Below are 19,080 nucleotides of genomic sequence, written 5' to 3'. Positions count from 1 at the left end.
ATTATAAACAGCAAGTGCATGACAATCAATGCACTTGCTGTTGATGGCTGGTGTGACTGATTACCAAGCGGCTTTGAATAAGCGAGCGAAATTATTGCCAATTATTTTATCGACAGAAGCCGAAGACATGCCACGTTTTATCAATTCGTCCGCGATGCCGTGCATCTTATGTGGGCCATTCAGGCCAACGACATAAGGAGGCGGGCCTTCACCTGGCGCGGCCACTCCTGTTCTTTTACGCATGGCATTAATTTCATTCCATTGCTTCATGCTTTCTTCGCCGGTATCAAAGCCTAAAACGGGTGTGTCACTGCCGATGCCTACATGGTCAGTGCCACAGACATTGATGGCATGAAATATGTGGGCCATAAAGGCATCAAGAGATTGTTGTTCTAGATCTGGTGTCAGGTAGCTCATTTCATAGATACCCACTACACCACCTTGATGGGCAACAGCTTTGAGTAGGGCGTCGCTTTTGTTTCTTTGGTGTGGATTGACGCCAAAACAAGCCGTGTGCGTTATACCAACTGGTCTTTGGCTGACTTTCAACACATCAAAAGCGGTTTGTTCATGCGCATGAGATAAATCAACCAAAACATTGTTGGCCTGCATGGCTTTAATGGCTTCTTTACCTAAGTTGGTTAAGCCCAATGGTGGTTCGATAGACATCACGCCAGCACCAAAGGCATTCGAGTTGTTGTAGCCTGGTTGCATGATCCGCACGCCACGGTCAGCGAAATATTTAATGTTATCTAGATCGTCAACCAGCATTGTTGCGGCTTCAAAAGAGTAAATGATGCCAATCTTGTTGCTCTTTTGTGCAGTGAATAAATCATGTGCTGAATTGACATGCATGAAGACATCTGGATTGGCCTCGTAGATGTATTTAAAAGAATCCAGTATGTCTTTGGTTTGTTCAAATGTGCCTTGAGAGCCCCCAATTGACTGTTTGAATGCTGTTAATCCAGTTTGTCGAAGCTGAGCTTTTGATGTCTCATCTAATGGTTCACCAAATGTAGGTGAAATCACCATGTTGCCATTGATGATCATGTTTTGGGCTTTATGTTGCGTTGGGGAAAGGGCTTTTGATGCACAAGCAGATAGACTCAAGCAGCCCAAAGCCGCTGAGCCTACGAGACTGTTTTTGAGTAATTGTCGTCTGTTAATCGTCATGTGGTCTGCTCTTTTAGGTTAGATGTTATAGCTTTAACGAGAGGCACAGCTGATTGGTTATTTATAAAAATAAAAAACCACTTCTAATTAAAGTGGTTTGTGTTTTTGTAGAAATGGATATTTTTTATAAGCTTGAAAAAGTCCAAACCTTATCGGTTCGGCTGACTTGTAAGTCTTGATCGGCTAAAATGTCGTCTAAAGCTTTAAATACATTGGTATTTCTAACTTCTTTTGTAACATATTTACCCGCTAACAAATCTTCGTTTACAAAAGTTTCTTCAACTTCTGTTGCGTCTGCAATTAAGCGAATTACCATTGGCAAAGCGCTTTCATTAAAGTTAAAGCTTACTTTCTGGCCTGAATCTTCATTAACAATGGCTCTTTGGCTGAATACGCTTGCTGTGAATGTAAGCAGCACCATCAATGTGAAGCCGATAACTGTCTTTGTTGTGTTGTTTTGGTGTTTGTTGAGCATAATAAACCTTACGTGTTTTACTGTAAAAAATGACAAGGACATCGGTGACAGTTGCGTCACTAGGCCTTGGTGAAGTGCTTGAGCGTAGTCCAAGCGGGTTTGTTGACAAGCTTCTTTTAAAACTTGTCGATCACAGGCCAGCTCTTGGTCTACGATAAAATATGGCTTTACTATGTGTGTCAAAGGATTGAACCAGAATACACTGCAATAAATTTCAGCCAACATTAAAAACCACAGGTCTCCATTTTTGTGGTGTTGTAGCTCATGTTGAATGATTAATCGCTGTTGTGCATGACTGTAATCTGAGTCAAAGCCAGTCGGTAAATAGATGGTTGGAAAAAGCAATCCGCTGATGCATGGTGTTTTAATGTGTTTTGATTGGGTTATGTTAACTCGGCCTGTCTCAAGCTGCCAAATTTCTGGGTTTAAGTATTGTGCATTGAGCAAGGCATGGTGATTGAAGCGAATCATTCGTACAATTTTTAAAACCGCTGTTATTAAAAAGCCAATCAGCCATACGGCCAATAACCAATCGTATTGTGGATTCAATGTGGCTTGTGGCAAGCCTTGAATCAGCTGTGGTTGAAAGCTTGTGGTGACGCTTAGCCATTGTTCTTCTGCAAGGGTATATTTCAACAAAGAGGGGAGTGCCAATACCATTAAAGGCAGCAGCCACAGGGCATAGCTTATATGTGCTCCCAAATATTTACGCAGTGGTAACCTTAAAAAGAGGATAAGCATCAAGGTGACAGACAGTGTCAAGGTGTTTTGTAAAAGCCAATCACTCATCAGTTTCGCCCTTTTGAATATCTGTTTTTATGTTTTGAATGATATTTTCTATTTCACTTAAATCTTGTTGTGTGATTTTTTTATTCTCAGCAAAGTGGGCCAAGAGGGGAGATAGTTTGCCTTTAAAAAAACGGTCAAGTAATTGATTGGATTCAGTTTCTGCGACTTGATTCTCTTCTGTAATCGGGCTGTAGAAAAATTGCCTGCCATCTTTAACACGGCTGATGTGACCTTTTTTCAGTAACCTGTTAACCAATGTTTTGATTGTGTTGTCATGCCAGTCTGTGTTGTGCTGAACGCGTTCTATTATTTGACCTATGGTCAATGGAGATTGTTTCCACAGTGTGGAGATGACTGTTAACTCTGATTCTGCAATATTCATGAGTATAGTGCTTTTTGGGTGTCTAAAGTTTACAGCTGTAGTCTCTAAGAAGTCAAGTGTAATTTGTTGAATAAAATAATTATGAGTTGAAGTTGATTTAATGGAATCAGCCGCCATATCAGAGGCATTGAAAATAATCAGTTATTCTATGTTCACAGGTATCATCCAATCTTTGGGTACAGTGCAAGCCCGCGAATCTCGCGGGGGGGATTTGCACATGACCATCAAAACTAATTTCAAGAACATGTCAGGCGTTCATCTGGGCGACTCAATCGCCATGGATGGCGTCTGTTTAACAGTGACCAGCTTCAAAGGCGATGAAGTGACCGTTGATGTGTCTGTAGAAACCGTCAATAAAACCACAGTGGGTGATTGGCAAGTGGGTAAGGTTTTGAACCTGGAACCTGCTTTGACTTTACAAGATCAATTGGGTGGTCATTTGGTTTCGGGTCATGTCGATGCGGTGGGCAAATGTTTATCTCGCACGGCAAGCGCCCGTTCTGAAGTGTTTTCCTTTAAAATACCCGCAGAATTAGATAAATTCGTTGCGGTTAAAGGTTCGATCACCATCAATGGCACAAGTTTGACGGTTAATACTGTGGATCAGGGTGTGTTGTCGGTGAATTTGGTGCCACACACTTTGGAACACACCAATTTGGGTGCGTTACAAGCCGGTGATGCGGTGAATGTTGAAATTGACACCGTGGCGCGATACGTTGAAAAGATGTTGGCCTGTCAGTCAAATTAGAATAACTATTAATATACGATTAAAATTTCGAACTGCGTTCGAACCCGCTTCGCTATAGATTACCCGGTCACCAAAAGTAGGGCCTTTAGGGCAGCCGTGTAATGACGATAAAAAAGAGCAAAAAATATGAGCTTACAACTGAACAGCACGCAAGAACTAATTGAAGACATCAAACATGGCAAGATGGTCATTTTGATGGACGATGAGGACCGTGAGAATGAAGGTGATTTGGTTATTGCGGCCAATGCCGTGACACCTGAAGTGATTAACTTCATGACCAAACATGCACGCGGCCTAATATGTTTGACTTTGACCAAAGAAAAATGTGAGCAATTGGGCTTGCCACTGATGGTGACCAATAACACGGCGCAATTGGAAACCAACTTCACCATCTCGATTGATGCCGCCCATGGCATTACTACAGGCATATCTGCCTATGACCGTTATAAAACCATCATTGATGCGGTAAAAGTCAATGCCAAACCAGAAGACATGGCGATGCCTGGACATATTTTTCCATTGATGGCACAACAAGGTGGCGTGTTATCAAGGGCAGGGCACACCGAAGCGGGTTGTGACATTGCTTTGTTATCGGGTCAAACACCAGCTGCTGTGATTGTCGAAATCATGAACGAAGACGGCAGCATGGCGCGCCGTGATGATTTGATGAAGATAGCACAAAAGCATGATTTAAAAATTGGTACGATTGCCGATTTGATTGAATACCGCATGATGACGGAGACTACCGTTGAGGTCATCAGTGAGTTTGAATTCAGCACCCAATGGGGCGACTTTCAAGTCAAAAAATTCCAAGACCACATCAATGACACCGAACATTTGGCTTTTTATCGCGGTGAGTTCAATCCAGAAAAACCTGTGCCGGTTCGTGTCCAATACGGCCACTTCTTCCGTGAATTGCGCGGTGTGGATTCCTCTGATGACTACTGGACGACACAACGCGCCTTGAAAACCATAGCCGATAAAGGAGAAGGCGTGGTGGTTATTTTGAATTCCAATGAATCGGTGTCTATTGATATCGATGAAATGGGCAAATCAAAATCCAAAGACAATAATTTTGCCTACCACAATGTGGGCGTCGGTTCACAAATCCTGCGTGCCATGAATGTGGGTAAGATGCAATTAATGAGCCCGGAAGTGCGATATCCTGCGCTGTCTGGTTTCGGTTTAGAAATTTCCCAATATATTCAATACGAACACTAAAAATATGAAAAATACCAACGAACATCATGTTGCCATCATAACGGCCCCTTTTTACAAAGAAATCAATGACGGCTTGTTCCAAGGTGCCATCGAAGCATTAGAAGCTGCTGGTGTTGACTACGAACGATTCGACGTGCCAGGTGCTTTGGAAGTGCCATTGGCTTGTCAAATGGTCGCAGAATCTGGCAGTTTTAATGCAGTGATTGCCTTGGGTTGTGTGATTCGAGGTGAGACCGCACATTTTGATCATGTATGTGAACAAAGTGCGCGTGGCATCATGGACGTTTCATTGAATTATGGCATGCCGATTGGTAATGGCATCATCACAGTAGAAAATGGTGATCAAGCGAAAGCAAGATCGGCTACATCGGGTGAATTCGGTAAGGAAAATAAAGGTAAGGAGGCTGCAGAAGCTGCTTTGGCTTTACTGAAACTTGAAGAAACTTTGTTGCTAGACATTGAGGGCGCAACAGAAGGTGATGAAGACTGATGAGCACGCAATTCATCACTGAAGCCAAGTTGCCCACTGAATACGCAGATTTTCAGGTGCATGTGTTTGAGCACAATGGTCAAGAACATTTGGCCATGGTGAAATATCCAGTTACTGATGAAAAAAATCATGGTGAACTGGATTTAGACCAACCCATGTTGACCCGTGTGCATTCTGAATGTTTGACCGGTGATGGTTTGTTCAGTTTGCGCTGTGATTGTGGTCCACAATTGGCTTTCGCTATGAAAGCGATAGGTGAGGCCGAGCAGGGTTTGTTGATCTACCTGCGACAAGAAGGTCGTGGTATTGGTTTGACTGAAAAAATCAAAGCTTATCAATTGCAAGACCAAGGCGTCGATACATTCGATGCCAATGTTACTTTAGGTCACGCACCAGACAACCGCAGCTATGCCATGCTGGGAGATGTGTTTAAACATTTTGGTATTAAAACCATTAACTTGATGACCAACAATCCTGAAAAAATTGCCGCCATTGAAGAAGCGGGTGTGACGGTAAATGAGCGCATCGCAGTCAAAGTCGGCCACAATCCGCACAACCAAGCTTACCTACAAACCAAGCTGGATAAGTTTAAGCATTTGTGAGACATGATTCTATAATCTATTGCTATAAACCTCAATTCACTGGACAGGCAGCTACTTAAAGTGTAGAGAAACATCCATGCTTTTATGCAGCACACGAATGATGAAAATATGGTGTTGTTGGGTTTCGTAGTAAATGATGTGTTGTCCACTTGGCTGTTTTCTGAGGCCATGACTGACTTCATTACATGGATGCCCAGCTTTTGGGTTTTCAGCTATCCAGTGAAATGACTCGTCAATTTCTTTGAGGTAAAGTCGCCTTTGTTGTGCTCCCCAAGTTTTTTGGGTATAGCTCGCTATGCTTTTTAAGTCGGAACGAGCTGACCCAGATAGTATGAATTGACTCATGAACCTAATTCTGAATCCAGTTCTTTCATCAAGCCATCATAGCTGTATTCTGCTGTACCACTGGCCTTGCCTTCTTGGATTAAAAAACGCAAAGTCTCCATCTTCTTTTCTTCATCTTCGAGTTTTCGTAAACCGGCTCTGATGACTTCACTGGCTGAACCATAACGGCCTTCGGAGATTTGTTGAGCAATGAATTCATCAAAATGTTCGCCTAAACTGACACTGGTGTTTCTTCCCATAATGAAATTAGAATATTGATTAATACCATATTTTGGTATTTGAATTGAATGTTGTCAATTAAAACTGAATGTTTGCTAAGTTAGATTATAATAAGTCTATGGGAGAAGTCAGAGCTGAAAACAAAATTATAAAATCATTATGGGTGGGCGCTCGTTTTGTGATGACTCATGTTTTTGCTGCCTGTTGCTACATTTGTATTTGCTGTGGTTCAATTTTTTAATCGTAAAACGAAAACTTAATTCGAAGAGGCTCAATAATTATTGTTCAAAAGGGTGGCAGTAAAGTAACTTATTCTGCCACCTTAATGGTATTTACTTATTAAATCACCCCGCATTTTGAGGGCTGATCATGGTTTGTACTTCTGTGATGTTGTTGGCTGGGAAGCCTGAAATTTCTGCGTGTTTTTCGATAAAACTTTTGTCCTCGGCCAGATATACACAGAAAGTTTTATTGGCTGTAACGAATGATTCTATCCATTGGACTTGTGGCCCCACTTGATTCAAGGCATCACAAGACTGTGCTGATGCCGCATTCAATGCGGCTTGGTCGAATGTGCCTATGTTTGGAATGTTTCTTTCTATGATGAATTTTTTCATGCAGTACTCCTTGGTTGTTTGTTTTGAGAAAGTCATGCCAGTATAAAAGCTGTCTGTATCGCTCATCCAGTGTAAAAGATTTACTCACGGGTACAGAAACAGTACTGGATTCGTGGTTTTTCGGGTGTTAGCATGGTTAGGGTTATTATGGTGCGGGGTAATTAATTGGATAAAGTTAAATACATCAGTTATGGACAGTATTGTCCTTTGGCAATGGCAAGCGAGATTTTATGTAACCGTTGGACTGTCTTGGTTTTACGTGAACTGTTGTTTGGTTCCAATACATTCAATGACATCAGTCGTGGCGTACCAAGAATGTCCCGAACTTTGTTGTCCAAGCGTTTGAAAGAACTGGTTTATATTGGTGTTATTGTTAAAAAGACCAACCTCAAAGGCAATCAGATCACTTACAAGTTAACCGATGCAGGACAAGCGCTGGAACCTGTGATCATTGGTATGGCAGGGTGGGGACAAAAGTGGTTACAAACCACGCCGTCCTTGGATGATTTGGATCCACGTTTTTTGATGTGGGATATCATGAGAAATGCCAAAAGCATAGCCATTCTTCCTAATCCTTTTATTGCTCATATTCACTTAACAGACATTGATGATGGCTTGGCTGATTATTGGCTGGTGTTTGAAGATGACAGTGTGGACTTGTGTAATAAGGACAATGATTATGAAGTCGATGTCCAAATCATAGCCAACTCAAAAGACCTGACTGAAGTTTGGATGGGCTGGCATGATTTTGATGATGCCATTAAACAAAATAGGTTGAAAATTTTTGGTGATGAAAAATACACTTCGGTTGCTCAAGAGTGGCTTGGGCAAAGCATATTGTCTGGGATTAAAAAGCAGCCAGAGAACAAAAGACTGAATTATTAACCCCAGTTTGTGCCAATTTGAGCACTCAAGCTAGGATTATAAACAGCAGTGAGCTTACTTGGTCTGGGTACACACTGTTTTACTGTAACTTGAAAAAAATGACTTTCGATATGCCCTTAAGCGGTAGCAATATTTTGTATTTGAGGACAAGCCGTCGTCACCGTCTGTACGCCAACCAGTGCCTTTTACATTTGAGTGAATCCGTTCTTCAACATTGAATACATGTTGCCAGTTGTAGTTGATACCACCGCGATCATTTTGTGGTCTACCTCTTTCTACTGATACACCATATTCATTGTTGGCGTTGTCCATCCAAATGATGCTGAGTTGATTGTTTGTGACATCATATAAAGTGACTTGTGAAGGTGCTTTTATTTGTGTGATTGCAGGCGCTTTGGTACCTCTTTCAGTGTTTTTCTTAATGCGGCTTTTTTTTCGGTGGTCAACTTGAGTCCTGTTGTTGGGTACAATTATTTGTTCTGTTTCAGTACCCTTAGAGCGCCTGTGACTTTTTTTGTTGCTTGTTTGAGCGTATCTGTGATCGTTACCCTGGGTGTTTGCGGTGCGCTTTGTGCTTGTGGTGTGCTTTGAGGTTGTTTTGGGTTTGGGGTGAGCGCCTTTAACCTCGGTTTTTTTTCCAAATATCGCATCGGCTTCATCAAATTGTAATTCTTGGCGTGTACTGATAAGTGCACGACCGCTTGGGGCTTTGGATTCACAGACTGACGAAGTTTCAGTGCCGGCTATAGGACCTGAACCTCCAGATTTACACACCACTTGTTTACACGAATAGCAGCTGTATTCTTGTCCGTCTATGGTTTTGTCAAAGCGGTCATTTTCTGTGCATGTTTTGGCCACGCCGGTACAAGCTGCAGGTTTTGCCGCTTGTAGCATTGGTGACATGATGATAAACAGTATGGTCAATATGTTTATTTTCATTGTGTACTCCTGACTGAATTTATAAGCTGTAAATGTGACTGGAAACGGTGCCTTCATGGTGGCCTAAGCTGAATGAGCCTAATGTCATGGACAGTGCATCTAAGCTGTATGGCCCCAGTGTTTTACTCAGTTTCTTAATGCCTAAATCCACTTTGATTTTTGCTCTGGCTACAGGAAGCAGTTCTAAATCAAAACCATAACTGGGCGAATTGATGTTGAAGGCTGAATTTTTGTTGTTGTCATTAATCACATTAAATTTTTGGGTGTTCTTGTCTTCGAACAAAAACGAGTGATTCGCTTGGTTTTCTATCAGTGTGTTGTTGTACCCATATGCATTAAACCGAATTCGACCGTTGGTCAGGTTAGACTGGATGCCGACATCGACTTGAACATTCCCAGCGCCCACTTCTAAATACAAACCTGTGGCTTTGCCATCCAGCCACAGTGTGGCGAGTTTGGCCCTGTCATCACCTATGATTGGATCAATGTCGCGGCTTTTACTGAAGTCAATATTAGGGCATTCACGGTTGATGTCATCTCCTGGTATGGAGGCTTTGAATTTACAGCCGGCTTTAAACTCAAGGACAAATTCTTTGCCGTTGAAGTATTTTGTTTGGTGTAAATTAACCGCAGGGTAGGCGGGTGATCCATCACTTTTAACATTGACTGGCTCAACTGATATGCTTACTTCTGCATGGGTGACTTTAGGGCCTGAGTTATCACTGATGTTTTCACCAGCTGCAACTTGAGGTGCATTTGCTGCACTTTGGCGATGGTCTCGTGCTTTAATTGCGTTATTGGTTTTTGCAATATTGACTCTTGTGTTAAGTTTTCTCTGCGAATTCGACTTGTTTTTGGCCAGTCTTGGGTCAGTGCCCCTTCGACTTTTGACCGTTGTGTTCCTTCTTGGACTTTTGCTTGTTCTTGCTGGAGCAGTTTTCACAACCAAACCATCTGAGTGTGATTGGGGCTTTCTGTTGTTGATGGCTTTTGACTCTACTGACACGGAAAAAGGAAAGCGCAAGCCAAATCCGGCACTGATACCATATTCAAAGCGAACAAAATACCGGTCTGTGAAGATGGTTGATGGTGCCAATGTGATTTCTATGGTGTCGGTAATTTCTCTGCCTACGGTAAAACCCGTTAAAAAATAATTTGTAGGGAACACTTTGTTACCGCCGGAGTTATGTATTGGGCTTTGTGGCACAGTACTAAACTGCTGGGTTGCCAATACAGAGGCGTGACTGGTCTCATTAAAATTCGATGTTTTGAGTTTTTGTTGGGTATTCCATAGGTTGCTTGTGGGAACTTGATTGTAAACTTCTGTGGGCAAAACGCTCACTAAAGAGATTTCGCGTTCATCACTGTTTAATAATGCATCTAACAATTGCTCATCATTCATGGCTCGCAATTGTCCAACTGTGATGTTGTTTTTAAATAAGGTTGATGGCTTTGCTTTTGTCAATTTTTGCCGCAAATTTTTAAGGTAAGTATGGGTGCCGCTTGGCAGTTGCTCATTGCCATTGACAAAACACAACTCATTCACAGAAACAGGAATATCAGCTTGTTTACAAACGCCTGGTTTAAGAGAAACTTTCATCGTTCTTTCTACTATCAAGCGATCTTGTAATTGCAACACGTTTTCTGAATAGGTCGGTCTGGCACGTAAGTACTGATTGACAGTGTTTTGATTCAGTAAAGGTTTGAATTTTTCATTTTGATCCAGCCGAGTTAAATCGGTGTACTTTTTAAACTGTAGGTCAACGCCATTGTGTAATTTGATGGTGTCCAGTCCTTTGGCTGAAATCAGGCTGCTGGCAAACTTTTGTTGAAACAGTGGTGATCGCTCAGCTTCATTTAAATTTTCTTTGATGCTGAGTTCAGCATGTGAAATGATTGGGCAAGCCATTGCCATCAGTGTGATTATATATTTCATGACTACTCCTGTTTTGTTTTTGAATGGTTATTAGCTTAGTAATCTAAGTGTTAAAAAACATGAAGATTGGCTAATGATTGTGTAGCGATTTGATTGTTAATTTGTCAGCTGTAAAATTTGTGCTTTTGGAATGCAAACCAGCATTTGTTACAGGCGGGTTTGCATTCTATTTTTTCTGTTGATTAATTTTTAGCTTCTAAAATTAAGTTGAACGGTGTTTCTGCTGCTTTTTCACAGTGAGCAAAGCCACCGGTTTTGATCGTCTCAGTTAATCGCGACAAACCAGCTTGCGCACCCAAAGCCAGACCCACCTCTTGATTCTTAGAGCAGGGTACGCACAACTGGGTTGAAAAGGCATAAAAAGCACGACCTACTGGGTTGAGGTTGTCCTTAACAGAGTCATTGGCAAAAGGCTCTACTATCATGCAAGATCCATCGGGCTTTAACGCTTTTTTTGCGTGTGCACATGCGCCCACTGGGTCACCCATGTCGTGTAAACAGTCAAAGAATGTGATGAAGTCAAAATCCTTGTCGGCATAGTCTTTGGCTGTGGCGACTTTAAATGCTATGTTTTTTAAACCAGCTTCATCAGCTCGGGCTTGTGCCTGGTCTATTGACTCTTGGTGAAAGTCGATGCCGATGAAGTGCGATTTGGGAAAGGCTTTGGCCATGATGACAGTTGATGCTGCGTGACCACAACCTATGTCAGCTACCTTGGCACCTTTGCTTAACTTTTCTGTCACGCCATCCAATGCAGGAATCCAGCTGTTAACCAAGTTGCCTGAATAAGAAGGGCTGAAAAATTTCTCGGTACCACAAAACAAACATGTGTGGTGATCGCCCCAAGAGATGCCTTCACCCGTTTTAAAAGCTTCAAGCATTTTGGGTTCATCGTGATACAAAGAAGTGATGGCATAAAATGCACCTGTCATGAACACAGGGCTGGATGAGTCACCAAATACAGCGGCTTGTTCTGGCGTCATGAAAAATTGATGATTGGTTTCATCATATTCAACATAGCCCGATGCGGCTTGCGCTGCCAGCCATTCTTGCACATACCTCAAAGCGGTGTGGGTTTTTTCGGCCAGCTCATTGGCACTTAAGGCATCAGATTCGGCCAGGGTTTTATACAAGCCCAGTTTATCTCCTATCGTAACCAAAGGGCCATTGGCGGCTGCGCCCATTTCAACAACTACTTGATCAAGCAGTTGATTTAATTTACTTTCATTGATGTCCATGATTTCCTCTTTTGTTCTGATAAAACTTAAGAAAATTATGGTGGAGACTCAGTTTTGATACATGAAGATTATGTATTTTTTTGGTAATGATTGTAAAAAATGTGCGGATAAAACAGTGAAAACTATAGCTTTGGAAAGTGTTTTTTTCGAAATGCCAAATGTTTTATTTTTGCGTTTTGAATCACCGCTTTAAATTCAGGAGATGCTTTAAAAGCTTCAAAGTATTTATTCGAAGCCATCACCCTGTAATTAAAATACCCTGCATTTATGGCAGCCTGAAGCATGTCTATGCTTTTGTCTTTTTCACCTAATAAGCCGTAATAGGCAGCGGTGTAATAGATGGTTTCTCCATCTGAAACATCGGTATTGGTTAACGATGCTATGGCTTCTAATCCAGGTGCAAAATCATTGAGTAGGTATGATTTATGGATGATGGCCACTTTAGCCCATAAGTTTTGAGGGTGTTTTTTGATAATAAAGTCATACAATGCCAAAGCTTTTTCTGTATTGCCTAAGTTCATGTGCATCAAAGCTTGCCAACCGTATGTAAATGGGCTGGGTTGGTAAAGCGCAGTCATGTCGAGCGCTTTCTGGTATTGCCTCATGGCTGAATAGGTGCCAATTAAAGACCTGAATTTGATGTTATGTGGATCAATAGCAACGGCGCCTTCCATTTCTTCTATCGCTTCATCTAGCATGCCTGCATACCTATAGATGTAACCTAAAGTGAATTTTGTATTGGCATTGTTTGGGTTGAGTTGGTGCATATCTTGAGCCAATTCAATGGCTTCATCTATGCGGTTGCTTTCGGTGTAAAACATAGATAAGTAGGCCATGGCATCCAATGAATCCTTGTTAAGAGACAAGGCCTTTAAATAATATTGCTCTGTGTTTATTGATGTATCGCTTTCAATCAATCCAAATTGTGCCAAACGACGGGTTCTGTTACCCAATTGTATGTATGTGGGCGCATATTGGTCATCCAGTAAGAGAGATTGTTTGAGCATATCTACTGCCAATCTGTGTCCATCCGTGGTGTAAGGGTAGGCGATACTTCTTAAATAATATTCATAAGCCAGTGGGCTCTGTGGAATGTTTTGTTGAATTTTACTGAGCTTATGCGTAGGGAATTTCATTTTCAATCCGGCAATCACTTGCTTGACCAGCATATCTTGTACTTTGAAAGTATTTTGGTGAGGCGTATGAATGGGCTTCCCTCGCCAAATTATTTTTTGTTTTTGGGTGTGAACCAGTTCAGCAGAAATCCTGATGTTATTTCCATTAATCATATAGTGGCCGCTGAGTATGTAGTCAACACCAAGCGTTTCACCGACTGAGATGGGGTCATAGTTGATGGTGGCATATTTTCGAACTGAACTGCTAGGGCGGACAGAAATTTGTTCTAAATAATTCATTTCCCCAATGATTTGGTCTGCCAAGGCGAAGCCATAGTAGTTAGAGTCGGCATTTGGGCTGCTGTTGAAAAAAGGCAGTACTGCAATGCTTTTGATGCTTTCTTTTTGATGTGATTCTTGTGTAAATGACGGTTGTTTCAATAAATAACCAGCCAAAACAGTGAATGCCACAATCAATAGGGTCATCACCCATGTTTTTGCGTTTGAATTTGTATATGTGTCTGGGGTTAATGGTTTGGAAGTTGATTGGTTTGGTTTCTTTGAGCGACATTCTTGTGTGACCTCAGCGATAAACTGATAACCCCTTGAATGAATTGTTTTTATTACTTTTTGATTTTGACCATCATCACCTAAAATTTTACGGGCTGACTTGATGCTGTTAGTGATAGAAGTATCGGAGACAATGCGGTCATTCCAAACATATTTTAACAACGTATCTCTGCTGACAATACATTCTCTGTTTTCCAATAAGTACACAATAAGATTGAATACCTGGGGTTCAACATGTTGTTGTTCATTGTTTGTTTTTATGGTGAATTTTTCAGTGTCCAATTCTATGTGATTGAATTGATAAATCATTTCCGTTCTCTTGAAAGTCCTTTTGTTATTTTAGTCCAAATAAATAAGGTGGTGGAAACTTCTTTAGCAGAAACAGGTATGCAAGTGATTGATAACAGCTGATTATGTTGGTTCTATTTTACTCAAAGAGTCAAGAATCAATGTTCAATAGACACAAAAACAATGTGCAAATAGATTTGGCGTTGAGGTTTATTCGTGGATTCCACACTCACGCTTGAGGCCAAAGAACCTGAGTTGTTCAACTTGATCCACCTGATGAATGGATTGTGTGCTGTGGGTGTCACCGATAGATAAATAGCCTTTTTTCCATAACGGATGGTAGGGCAGGTCATGCTGTTTCAAATACAAAAACACATCGCGGTCAGACCAATCAAGAATGGGGTGTACCTTGTAGCGCCCGTTTTTAAATTCAACAAAGTCTTTTTTGGCGCGCGTGTCACTTTGGTTTCGGCGGATGCCACTGAACCATGTGGCGATACCCAGGTCGGTTAAAGCTTGTTCCAGTGGGGCTGTTTTTCGCAGCTGATTGTACTGCTCTATACCTTCAAGACCGGCATTCCACAGTTGCCCATGACGTGCTTCAAACCATGCAGTAGACGTTGGGTTTTGAATCACTTTTAAATTAAGATTCAAGCGCTCAGAGAGGGCATCAATAAATTGATACGTTTCAGGAAATAAATACCCGGTATCAATCACAATTACAGGAATGTCTGGCATCACTTGGGTGGCCAAATGCAAACACACGGCAGATTGGACGCCAAAACTGGATGTCAATGCAAATCCAGCAGGCAATTGTGATAAGCCGTATGCGATGCGTTCTTGAGCGTCCATCGTGGCTAATTCTGGGTTTAATTTATTTGTTAAACTGTTCATCGGATGTGTTTTGTTTATGACTGCCATAGTGATGCCATTGTTTTTGTTTTTGATGTCACCATCAATTTTGAATGTGAACCTCTATACCGTGAGTCACGGCCTTAACGTGGCCTTGGCGAATGACAAAATCACCAAAAGCCTCGCCTGTGTTGCCCGCTTTGGCATAGTCACCAATCAAAGCATCTAAATGGCTCAAAATGTCACTTTCTGTGATGTTTTCACGGAACAACTGATTCAAGCGGTTGCCGTTGGGTTGACCGCCAAGGTACATGTTATAGCGGCCTGGCGCTTTACCGACAAAGCCGACTTCAGATACAAAAGGCCTGGCACAACCATTAGGACAGCCAGTCATGCGTATGCTGATGGGTTTACCGGCAATGCCATGTTTGCTTTGTATTTTTTCGACTTCAGTAATGAAATCAGGTAAGTAGCGTTCTGCTTCTGCCATCGCCAAAGAGCAGGTTGGTAAAGCCACACAGGCCATGGCCAATTGTCTGGTTGCTGAAGGTTTGCCGTTGATTTGGTGTTGATTCAACAAATCATCAATCAAAGCTTTATCACTTTCAGCCACTTGTGCAATGGTCAAGTTTTGGTTGGGTGTGATGCGAAATTCACCTTGATAAGCTTGGGCAATGCTTTTTAAGGCGCTGCGAATTTGGGTCTGCTCATTATCAATCACGCGGCCGTTGCTGATGAACAGCGTGTGGTTCCAAGAACCGTCATGGTTTTGATGCCAGCCAAATCGATCACCATGGCTGGTCAGTTCAAAAGGTTTGGCCTCTTGTAGTGCGTAACCCAAACGGTCTGCCAATTGTTGTTGTAACCATTCGACACCGTGGTCATCAACGGTATACTTGAATCTGGCATGTTTGCGGTTGGTTCTGCAGCCATGGTCACGTTGTGTTTTGACCACCGCTTCAGCAACTGCTACCGCTTGCTCAGGTAAACAAAAACCGACCACATGCGCCAGTAATGGGAACGTTTTTGGGTCACCATGGGTGGTGCCCATTCCGCCGCCACAGGTGACGTTGTATCCGACCAGCTGGTCATTTTCTGTTATCGCTATAAAACCCAAATCATGAGCCAACACATCTACATCGTTACTTGGGGGGATGACGACGGCTATTTTAAACTTGCGAGGTAAGTAAGTTTTTCCATAGACTGGTTCATGATCTGGGTTACTGCTGGGTGATTCAGTGACTTTTTCACCATCCAACCAAATCTCGTGATAAGCACGGGTTTGTGGCAAAAGGTGTTCACTGATGGCGACTGAATCTTTAAACACTTGTTGGTGCACGGCGGAAACCTCTGGGCTGGCAGAGCACATGATGTTGCGATTCACATCACCACAAGCGGCCAAAGTGTCTAATAAGGTTTGATTGATAGCAGCAATCGTTGGTTTCAACTTTGTTTTAATCACACCGTGAAACTGAAAGGCTTGCCGAGTGGTCAGCCGGATGGTTTGATTCGCATAAGTGTCTGCCATCTCATCAATCGCCAGCCACTGTTCGGTGCTACAAATTCCGCCAGGCACGCGGGCACGAATCATGAAGCTGTAGGAGGGTTCCAGTTTTTGTTTTTGGCGCTGCTTGGCTGAATCGCGGTCATACTGTTGGTAAGTGCCGTGAAATTTCGTTAATTGGGTGTCATCTTCGGCGATTGAGCCGGTAATGGGGTCGTTTAAACTTTCAACAATGGTGCCGCGCAAATAGTTGCTGTTGATTTTAATGTGTTCAACCGCATCCAATCGCTCATTTTTAGTTTCATTAGTCATGTCAGTACACGTCCTTCAAGTATTGTTTGTTGCGTTTCAGCTCTTTCAGTTTGTTGGTTGCAGCTGCGGTATCTAAACCACCGTGTTCGCTGATGATTTGTATCAATGTGTTTTCCACGTCTTTGGCCATCCGGTTGGCGTCGCCACACACATAAATGGCCGCACCGTTTTCAATCCATTGCCAAATGTCAGCACTGTTTTCTGACAGTCGGTCTTGGACATAGATTTTTTCAGATTGATCGCGTGACCAAGCCAAATCGATGCGATTCAGCAAGCCTTGTTTTTTGAACCGTTGCCATTCTGTTTGGTAAAGAAAGTCTGAGTCAAAATGCGGGTTGCCAAAAAACAGCCAGTTTTTACCAGTGGCGTCTTGCTCTTGTCGTTCTTGAATAAATGCACGAAATGGTGCGATGCCCGTACCGGGACCAATCATGATGATGTCGGTACTGTTGTTTGTGGGCAGTTTAAAGTGCTTGTTTTGATCAATGTAAATAGAAACTTCATCCCCTTCTTCAAGCCGGTCACACAATAAACCGCTGGCCAAACCATTGTGGTTGGCGGAGTGATCTAAGCCAACAGTTAAATGTATTTCATCTGGAAATGCAGTGCCTGATGATGCAATTGAATACAGCCGAGGTGTTAAGCCGCGCAATTGATCGACCAATTCTTGTGCCGGTAATTGAGCCAATTCAGGGTGTATTTGTATTAAATCAATCAGCTGCTTATCGGCAACAAAACGGGTAAATTTTTCATGGTCTGAACCAATTGCCTGTAAACCTTCATCTTTTAAATGTGTGGCGGCGAATTGGATGAACGGCTTGCTGATTTGAGTAATTTCTAATTGTTTGGTCAATGCCTCTTTCAAGCTGATGTTTTTGTCTTTTACTTGAACTTGTTCGGCTTCAGTTGCCACCAATAACTCAATGATGCCATCGACTAAATGTTCATCATTGTGAGCGATGATTCCGACGCTGTCACCGGCTTGGTAATTGATGGCATTTTCATCAATGGCCAACTCAATGTGGTAAACATACTTGTCTGAATCATCGGCCGTGATTTTTTGTGTTTGTAATACTTCTGCCACATAAGGCTTATTTCGGTTGTAACTGGATACAAGATTGGGTGACTGATTCAGTGTTGATGCTGTCGGCAGGGCAGTGATGTTACTGCTGAGGGTGTCTTTAACCTTCGGCAATAAATCCTGATGCCATCGGCTTGCATCTTCATTGAAATCAACATCACAGTCGATCCGCGGGCTGATGCTTTGTGCACCTAAGCTTGACAAGCGTTCATCGATTTCTTTACCGGTATGGCAAAATAACTCATAACTTGAATCTCCCAATGCCAATAGGCTGTAATGTAAATGTTTTAATTCAGGTGCTCGTTTTGAAAACAATTGCTCATAAAATATCTCGGCATCATCTGGGGCTTCGCCCTCACCATGTGTACTGATGATCAATGCCACATGGCTTTTTTTCTTCAGGTCTTTGGCTGTGACATCTGCCAAAGACAGCAGCTCCGCAGCAATTCCTTGAGATTGACAATCTTGATATAAGGCTTCTGCCAAGGTTTCACTGTTACCTGTTTGGCTGCCGAATAAAATACTTAACTTTTCTTTTGGGTGGACCAGTTGTACTGGCGTGCTTGCTGGATTGGCTTCTGTGCTATTTTGAGCAGCAGCTGCCAAATATCCAGATAGCCAAAGCTTTTGTTGGCTGTTCAATTGACCAATGATTTGCGTGACTTGTTGCAAATCTAAAGCGCCATTTTGTTGCAATAATGCCATGTTTTCTAAACTCACGTTGGATTCGAATGATGAATTAAGTGGAAGTTTAGATGGCTAAACTAATTATGTGAACTGACTAGAAAGCATACCTTTATGCAGAAATAACATAAGCGATGTAAAAACGTACTTTATAAGCATAACCTTGATGAATCACGTCGCTAAAAGGTATTGAAATGTTTTCTGAATGACAGCAATCACAGGTTAAGCCGAAAGATGAGCTTTATTTGGTTTTGGTTCTGTAGAAGCGGCTGTTGGTTGCTGTTGAAATTTTGACTTTTGGCAACGGTTTGTTTAATGTCGAATCAAGTGAGTGGTCTGCAGTCTGAACCCTTTCACAAACCGGGTCATCAACTTGGGTCAGTGAAAATTCAGTTTGGTATTCTGTTCTTTTGAATTCCAATTCTAACTGGTAAGGTTTTTTCTTCTTCATGGTAATGATTTGATCAGACAGGTGCATGATACTTTATGCCGTGTTCATGTCCAAATGGTTTTTGGATGAATGTTACCTTGTTCAACTCAATAGCCAGAGAAAAATTGGAATGACATTTAATGGTTTCTTTTGAAAGCAGGGGGTGTTTAAATTACTGGTATTAC

The 19,080-nt window shown here is 42.1% G+C and carries 19 protein-coding genes; 5 read left to right on the top strand and 14 right to left on the bottom strand.

All coding sequences use genetic code 11. The features are described from left to right. Nucleotides 1-60 precede the first annotated feature (60 nt). From FET73_RS00510 to FET73_RS00500, 3 genes are all read right to left on the bottom strand, one after another. Entirely contained in the window at nt 61-1,173 is a 1,113-nt protein-coding gene (locus FET73_RS00510; RefSeq protein ID WP_154221970.1) for a dipeptidase, read from the bottom strand. Between the two features lie 124 nt (nt 1,174-1,297). After that, the gene (locus FET73_RS00505) at nt 1,298-2,437 is read right to left on the bottom strand and encodes a M56 family metallopeptidase (protein ID WP_154221969.1); all 1,140 of its coding nucleotides are present in this window, start codon (nt 2,435-2,437) and stop codon (nt 1,298-1,300) included. Beyond that, entirely contained in the window at nt 2,430-2,819 is a 390-nt protein-coding gene (locus FET73_RS00500; protein WP_179952029.1) for a BlaI/MecI/CopY family transcriptional regulator, read from the bottom strand. Before FET73_RS00500 ends, FET73_RS00505 begins: the two co-directional genes overlap by 8 nt. Nucleotides 2,820-2,919: 100 nt before the next feature. Here FET73_RS00500 and FET73_RS00495 point away from each other — a divergent pair, with 100 nt between their 5' ends. The 4 genes from FET73_RS00495 to ribA all read left to right on the top strand — a co-directional run bounded on the left by FET73_RS00495 (nt 2,920) and on the right by ribA (nt 5,880). Beyond that, the gene (locus tag FET73_RS00495; protein ID WP_218944229.1) at nt 2,920-3,567 is read left to right on the top strand and encodes a riboflavin synthase; all 648 of its coding nucleotides are present in this window, start codon (nt 2,920-2,922) and stop codon (nt 3,565-3,567) included. A gap of 126 nt (nt 3,568-3,693) precedes the next feature. Continuing rightward, nucleotides 3,694-4,788, top strand: coding sequence for a 3,4-dihydroxy-2-butanone-4-phosphate synthase (gene ribB, locus FET73_RS00490; RefSeq protein ID WP_154221967.1), 1,095 nt, complete (start codon nt 3,694-3,696; stop codon nt 4,786-4,788). Between the two features lie 4 nt (nt 4,789-4,792). Next, nucleotides 4,793-5,278, top strand: coding sequence for a 6,7-dimethyl-8-ribityllumazine synthase (ribH, locus tag FET73_RS00485; protein ID WP_154221966.1), 486 nt, complete (start codon nt 4,793-4,795; stop codon nt 5,276-5,278). After that, nucleotides 5,278-5,880: a GTP cyclohydrolase II gene (ribA, locus tag FET73_RS00480; RefSeq protein ID WP_154221965.1), complete on the top strand. Its 603-nt coding sequence runs from the start codon at nt 5,278-5,280 to the stop codon at nt 5,878-5,880. Before ribH ends, ribA begins: the two co-directional genes overlap by 1 nt. 51 nt (nt 5,881-5,931) lie before the next feature. Here ribA and FET73_RS00475 read toward each other — a convergent pair whose 3' ends face one another. The 3 genes from FET73_RS00475 to FET73_RS00465 all read right to left on the bottom strand — a co-directional run bounded on the left by FET73_RS00475 (nt 5,932) and on the right by FET73_RS00465 (nt 7,061). Then, nucleotides 5,932-6,225, bottom strand: a complete 294-nt coding sequence (locus FET73_RS00475; RefSeq protein WP_154221964.1) for a type II toxin-antitoxin system RelE/ParE family toxin — start codon at nt 6,223-6,225, stop codon at nt 5,932-5,934. Next, on the bottom strand, nt 6,222-6,464 hold the full coding sequence (locus tag FET73_RS00470) for a type II toxin-antitoxin system ParD family antitoxin (RefSeq protein ID WP_154221963.1): 243 nt from the start codon (nt 6,462-6,464) through the stop codon (nt 6,222-6,224). The genes FET73_RS00475 and FET73_RS00470 overlap by 4 nt, the downstream gene beginning before the upstream one ends. Nucleotides 6,465-6,788: 324 nt before the next feature. After that, complete coding sequence (locus FET73_RS00465) at nt 6,789-7,061, bottom strand: DUF4242 domain-containing protein (RefSeq protein WP_154221962.1); 273 nt, start codon at nt 7,059-7,061, stop codon at nt 6,789-6,791. Between the two features lie 165 nt (nt 7,062-7,226). Here FET73_RS00465 and FET73_RS00460 point away from each other — a divergent pair, with 165 nt between their 5' ends. Continuing rightward, on the top strand, nt 7,227-7,946 hold the full coding sequence (locus tag FET73_RS00460) for a winged helix-turn-helix transcriptional regulator (protein ID WP_218944228.1): 720 nt from the start codon (nt 7,227-7,229) through the stop codon (nt 7,944-7,946). 54 nt (nt 7,947-8,000) lie between these two features. On the opposite strand, the gene FET73_RS00455 is transcribed toward FET73_RS00460, so the two are convergent. The 8 genes from FET73_RS00455 to FET73_RS00420 form a co-directional block, all read right to left on the bottom strand. Then, nucleotides 8,001-8,885 carry a hypothetical protein gene (locus FET73_RS00455; protein WP_154221961.1) on the bottom strand — a complete coding sequence of 295 codons (885 nt, stop codon included), beginning with the start codon at nt 8,883-8,885 and terminating at the stop codon, nt 8,001-8,003. Between the two features lie 19 nt (nt 8,886-8,904). Continuing rightward, on the bottom strand, nt 8,905-10,821 hold the full coding sequence (locus tag FET73_RS00450) for a hypothetical protein (RefSeq protein ID WP_154221960.1): 1,917 nt from the start codon (nt 10,819-10,821) through the stop codon (nt 8,905-8,907). Between the two features lie 182 nt (nt 10,822-11,003). Continuing rightward, a complete protein-coding gene (locus FET73_RS00445; protein ID WP_154221959.1) occupies nt 11,004-12,059 on the bottom strand; it encodes a class I SAM-dependent methyltransferase in 1,056 nt (351 codons plus the stop codon). A 122-nt stretch (nt 12,060-12,181) separates the two neighbouring features. After that, complete coding sequence (locus tag FET73_RS00440) at nt 12,182-14,053, bottom strand: winged helix-turn-helix domain-containing protein (RefSeq protein WP_154221958.1); 1,872 nt, start codon at nt 14,051-14,053, stop codon at nt 12,182-12,184. A gap of 189 nt (nt 14,054-14,242) precedes the next feature. Beyond that, a complete protein-coding gene (locus FET73_RS00435; RefSeq protein ID WP_343032257.1) occupies nt 14,243-14,953 on the bottom strand; it encodes a phosphoadenylyl-sulfate reductase in 711 nt (236 codons plus the stop codon). Between the two features lie 34 nt (nt 14,954-14,987). Next, complete coding sequence (locus FET73_RS00430) at nt 14,988-16,700, bottom strand: NADPH-dependent assimilatory sulfite reductase hemoprotein subunit (protein ID WP_154221957.1); 1,713 nt, start codon at nt 16,698-16,700, stop codon at nt 14,988-14,990. Nucleotide 16,701: 1 nt separating this feature from the next. Then, nucleotides 16,702-18,501: an assimilatory sulfite reductase (NADPH) flavoprotein subunit gene (locus tag FET73_RS00425; RefSeq protein ID WP_154221956.1), complete on the bottom strand. Its 1,800-nt coding sequence runs from the start codon at nt 18,499-18,501 to the stop codon at nt 16,702-16,704. Nucleotides 18,502-18,706: 205 nt separating this feature from the next. Continuing rightward, the gene (locus tag FET73_RS00420; RefSeq protein WP_154221955.1) at nt 18,707-18,943 is read right to left on the bottom strand and encodes a hypothetical protein; all 237 of its coding nucleotides are present in this window, start codon (nt 18,941-18,943) and stop codon (nt 18,707-18,709) included. Nucleotides 18,944-19,080: the final 137 nt, after the last annotated feature.

This window comes from Marinicella rhabdoformis (assembly GCF_009671245.1).
GTDB lineage: Bacteria > Pseudomonadota > Gammaproteobacteria > Xanthomonadales > Marinicellaceae > Marinicella > Marinicella rhabdoformis.
This window is presented reverse-complemented; position numbering and strand designations above follow the sequence as displayed.

What these genes read in the sequence shown, in the direction of transcription:
- FET73_RS00510 (WP_154221970.1), bottom strand. Translation starts at nt 1,173, where the DNA reads ATGACGATTAACAGACGACAATTACTCAAAAACAGTCTCGTAGGCTCA.
- FET73_RS00505 (WP_154221969.1), bottom strand. Translation starts at nt 2,437, where the DNA reads ATGAGTGATTGGCTTTTACAAAACACCTTGACACTGTCTGTCACCTTG.
- FET73_RS00500 (WP_179952029.1), bottom strand. Translation starts at nt 2,819, where the DNA reads ATGAATATTGCAGAATCAGAGTTAACAGTCATCTCCACACTGTGGAAA.
- FET73_RS00495 (WP_218944229.1), top strand. Translation starts at nt 2,920, where the DNA reads ATGGAATCAGCCGCCATATCAGAGGCATTGAAAATAATCAGTTATTCT.
- ribB (WP_154221967.1), top strand. Translation starts at nt 3,694, where the DNA reads ATGAGCTTACAACTGAACAGCACGCAAGAACTAATTGAAGACATCAAA.
- ribH (WP_154221966.1), top strand. Translation starts at nt 4,793, where the DNA reads ATGAAAAATACCAACGAACATCATGTTGCCATCATAACGGCCCCTTTT.
- ribA (WP_154221965.1), top strand. Translation starts at nt 5,278, where the DNA reads ATGAGCACGCAATTCATCACTGAAGCCAAGTTGCCCACTGAATACGCA.
- FET73_RS00475 (WP_154221964.1), bottom strand. Translation starts at nt 6,225, where the DNA reads ATGAGTCAATTCATACTATCTGGGTCAGCTCGTTCCGACTTAAAAAGC.
- FET73_RS00470 (WP_154221963.1), bottom strand. Translation starts at nt 6,464, where the DNA reads ATGGGAAGAAACACCAGTGTCAGTTTAGGCGAACATTTTGATGAATTC.
- FET73_RS00465 (WP_154221962.1), bottom strand. Translation starts at nt 7,061, where the DNA reads ATGAAAAAATTCATCATAGAAAGAAACATTCCAAACATAGGCACATTC.
- FET73_RS00455 (WP_154221961.1), bottom strand. Translation starts at nt 8,885, where the DNA reads ATGAAAATAAACATATTGACCATACTGTTTATCATCATGTCACCAATG.
- FET73_RS00450 (WP_154221960.1), bottom strand. Translation starts at nt 10,821, where the DNA reads ATGAAATATATAATCACACTGATGGCAATGGCTTGCCCAATCATTTCA.
- FET73_RS00445 (WP_154221959.1), bottom strand. Translation starts at nt 12,059, where the DNA reads ATGGACATCAATGAAAGTAAATTAAATCAACTGCTTGATCAAGTAGTT.
- FET73_RS00440 (WP_154221958.1), bottom strand. Translation starts at nt 14,053, where the DNA reads ATGATTTATCAATTCAATCACATAGAATTGGACACTGAAAAATTCACC.
- FET73_RS00435 (WP_343032257.1), bottom strand. Translation starts at nt 14,953, where the DNA reads ATGGCAGTCATAAACAAAACACATCCGATGAACAGTTTAACAAATAAA.
- FET73_RS00430 (WP_154221957.1), bottom strand. Translation starts at nt 16,700, where the DNA reads ATGACTAATGAAACTAAAAATGAGCGATTGGATGCGGTTGAACACATT.
- FET73_RS00420 (WP_154221955.1), bottom strand. Translation starts at nt 18,943, where the DNA reads ATGCACCTGTCTGATCAAATCATTACCATGAAGAAGAAAAAACCTTAC.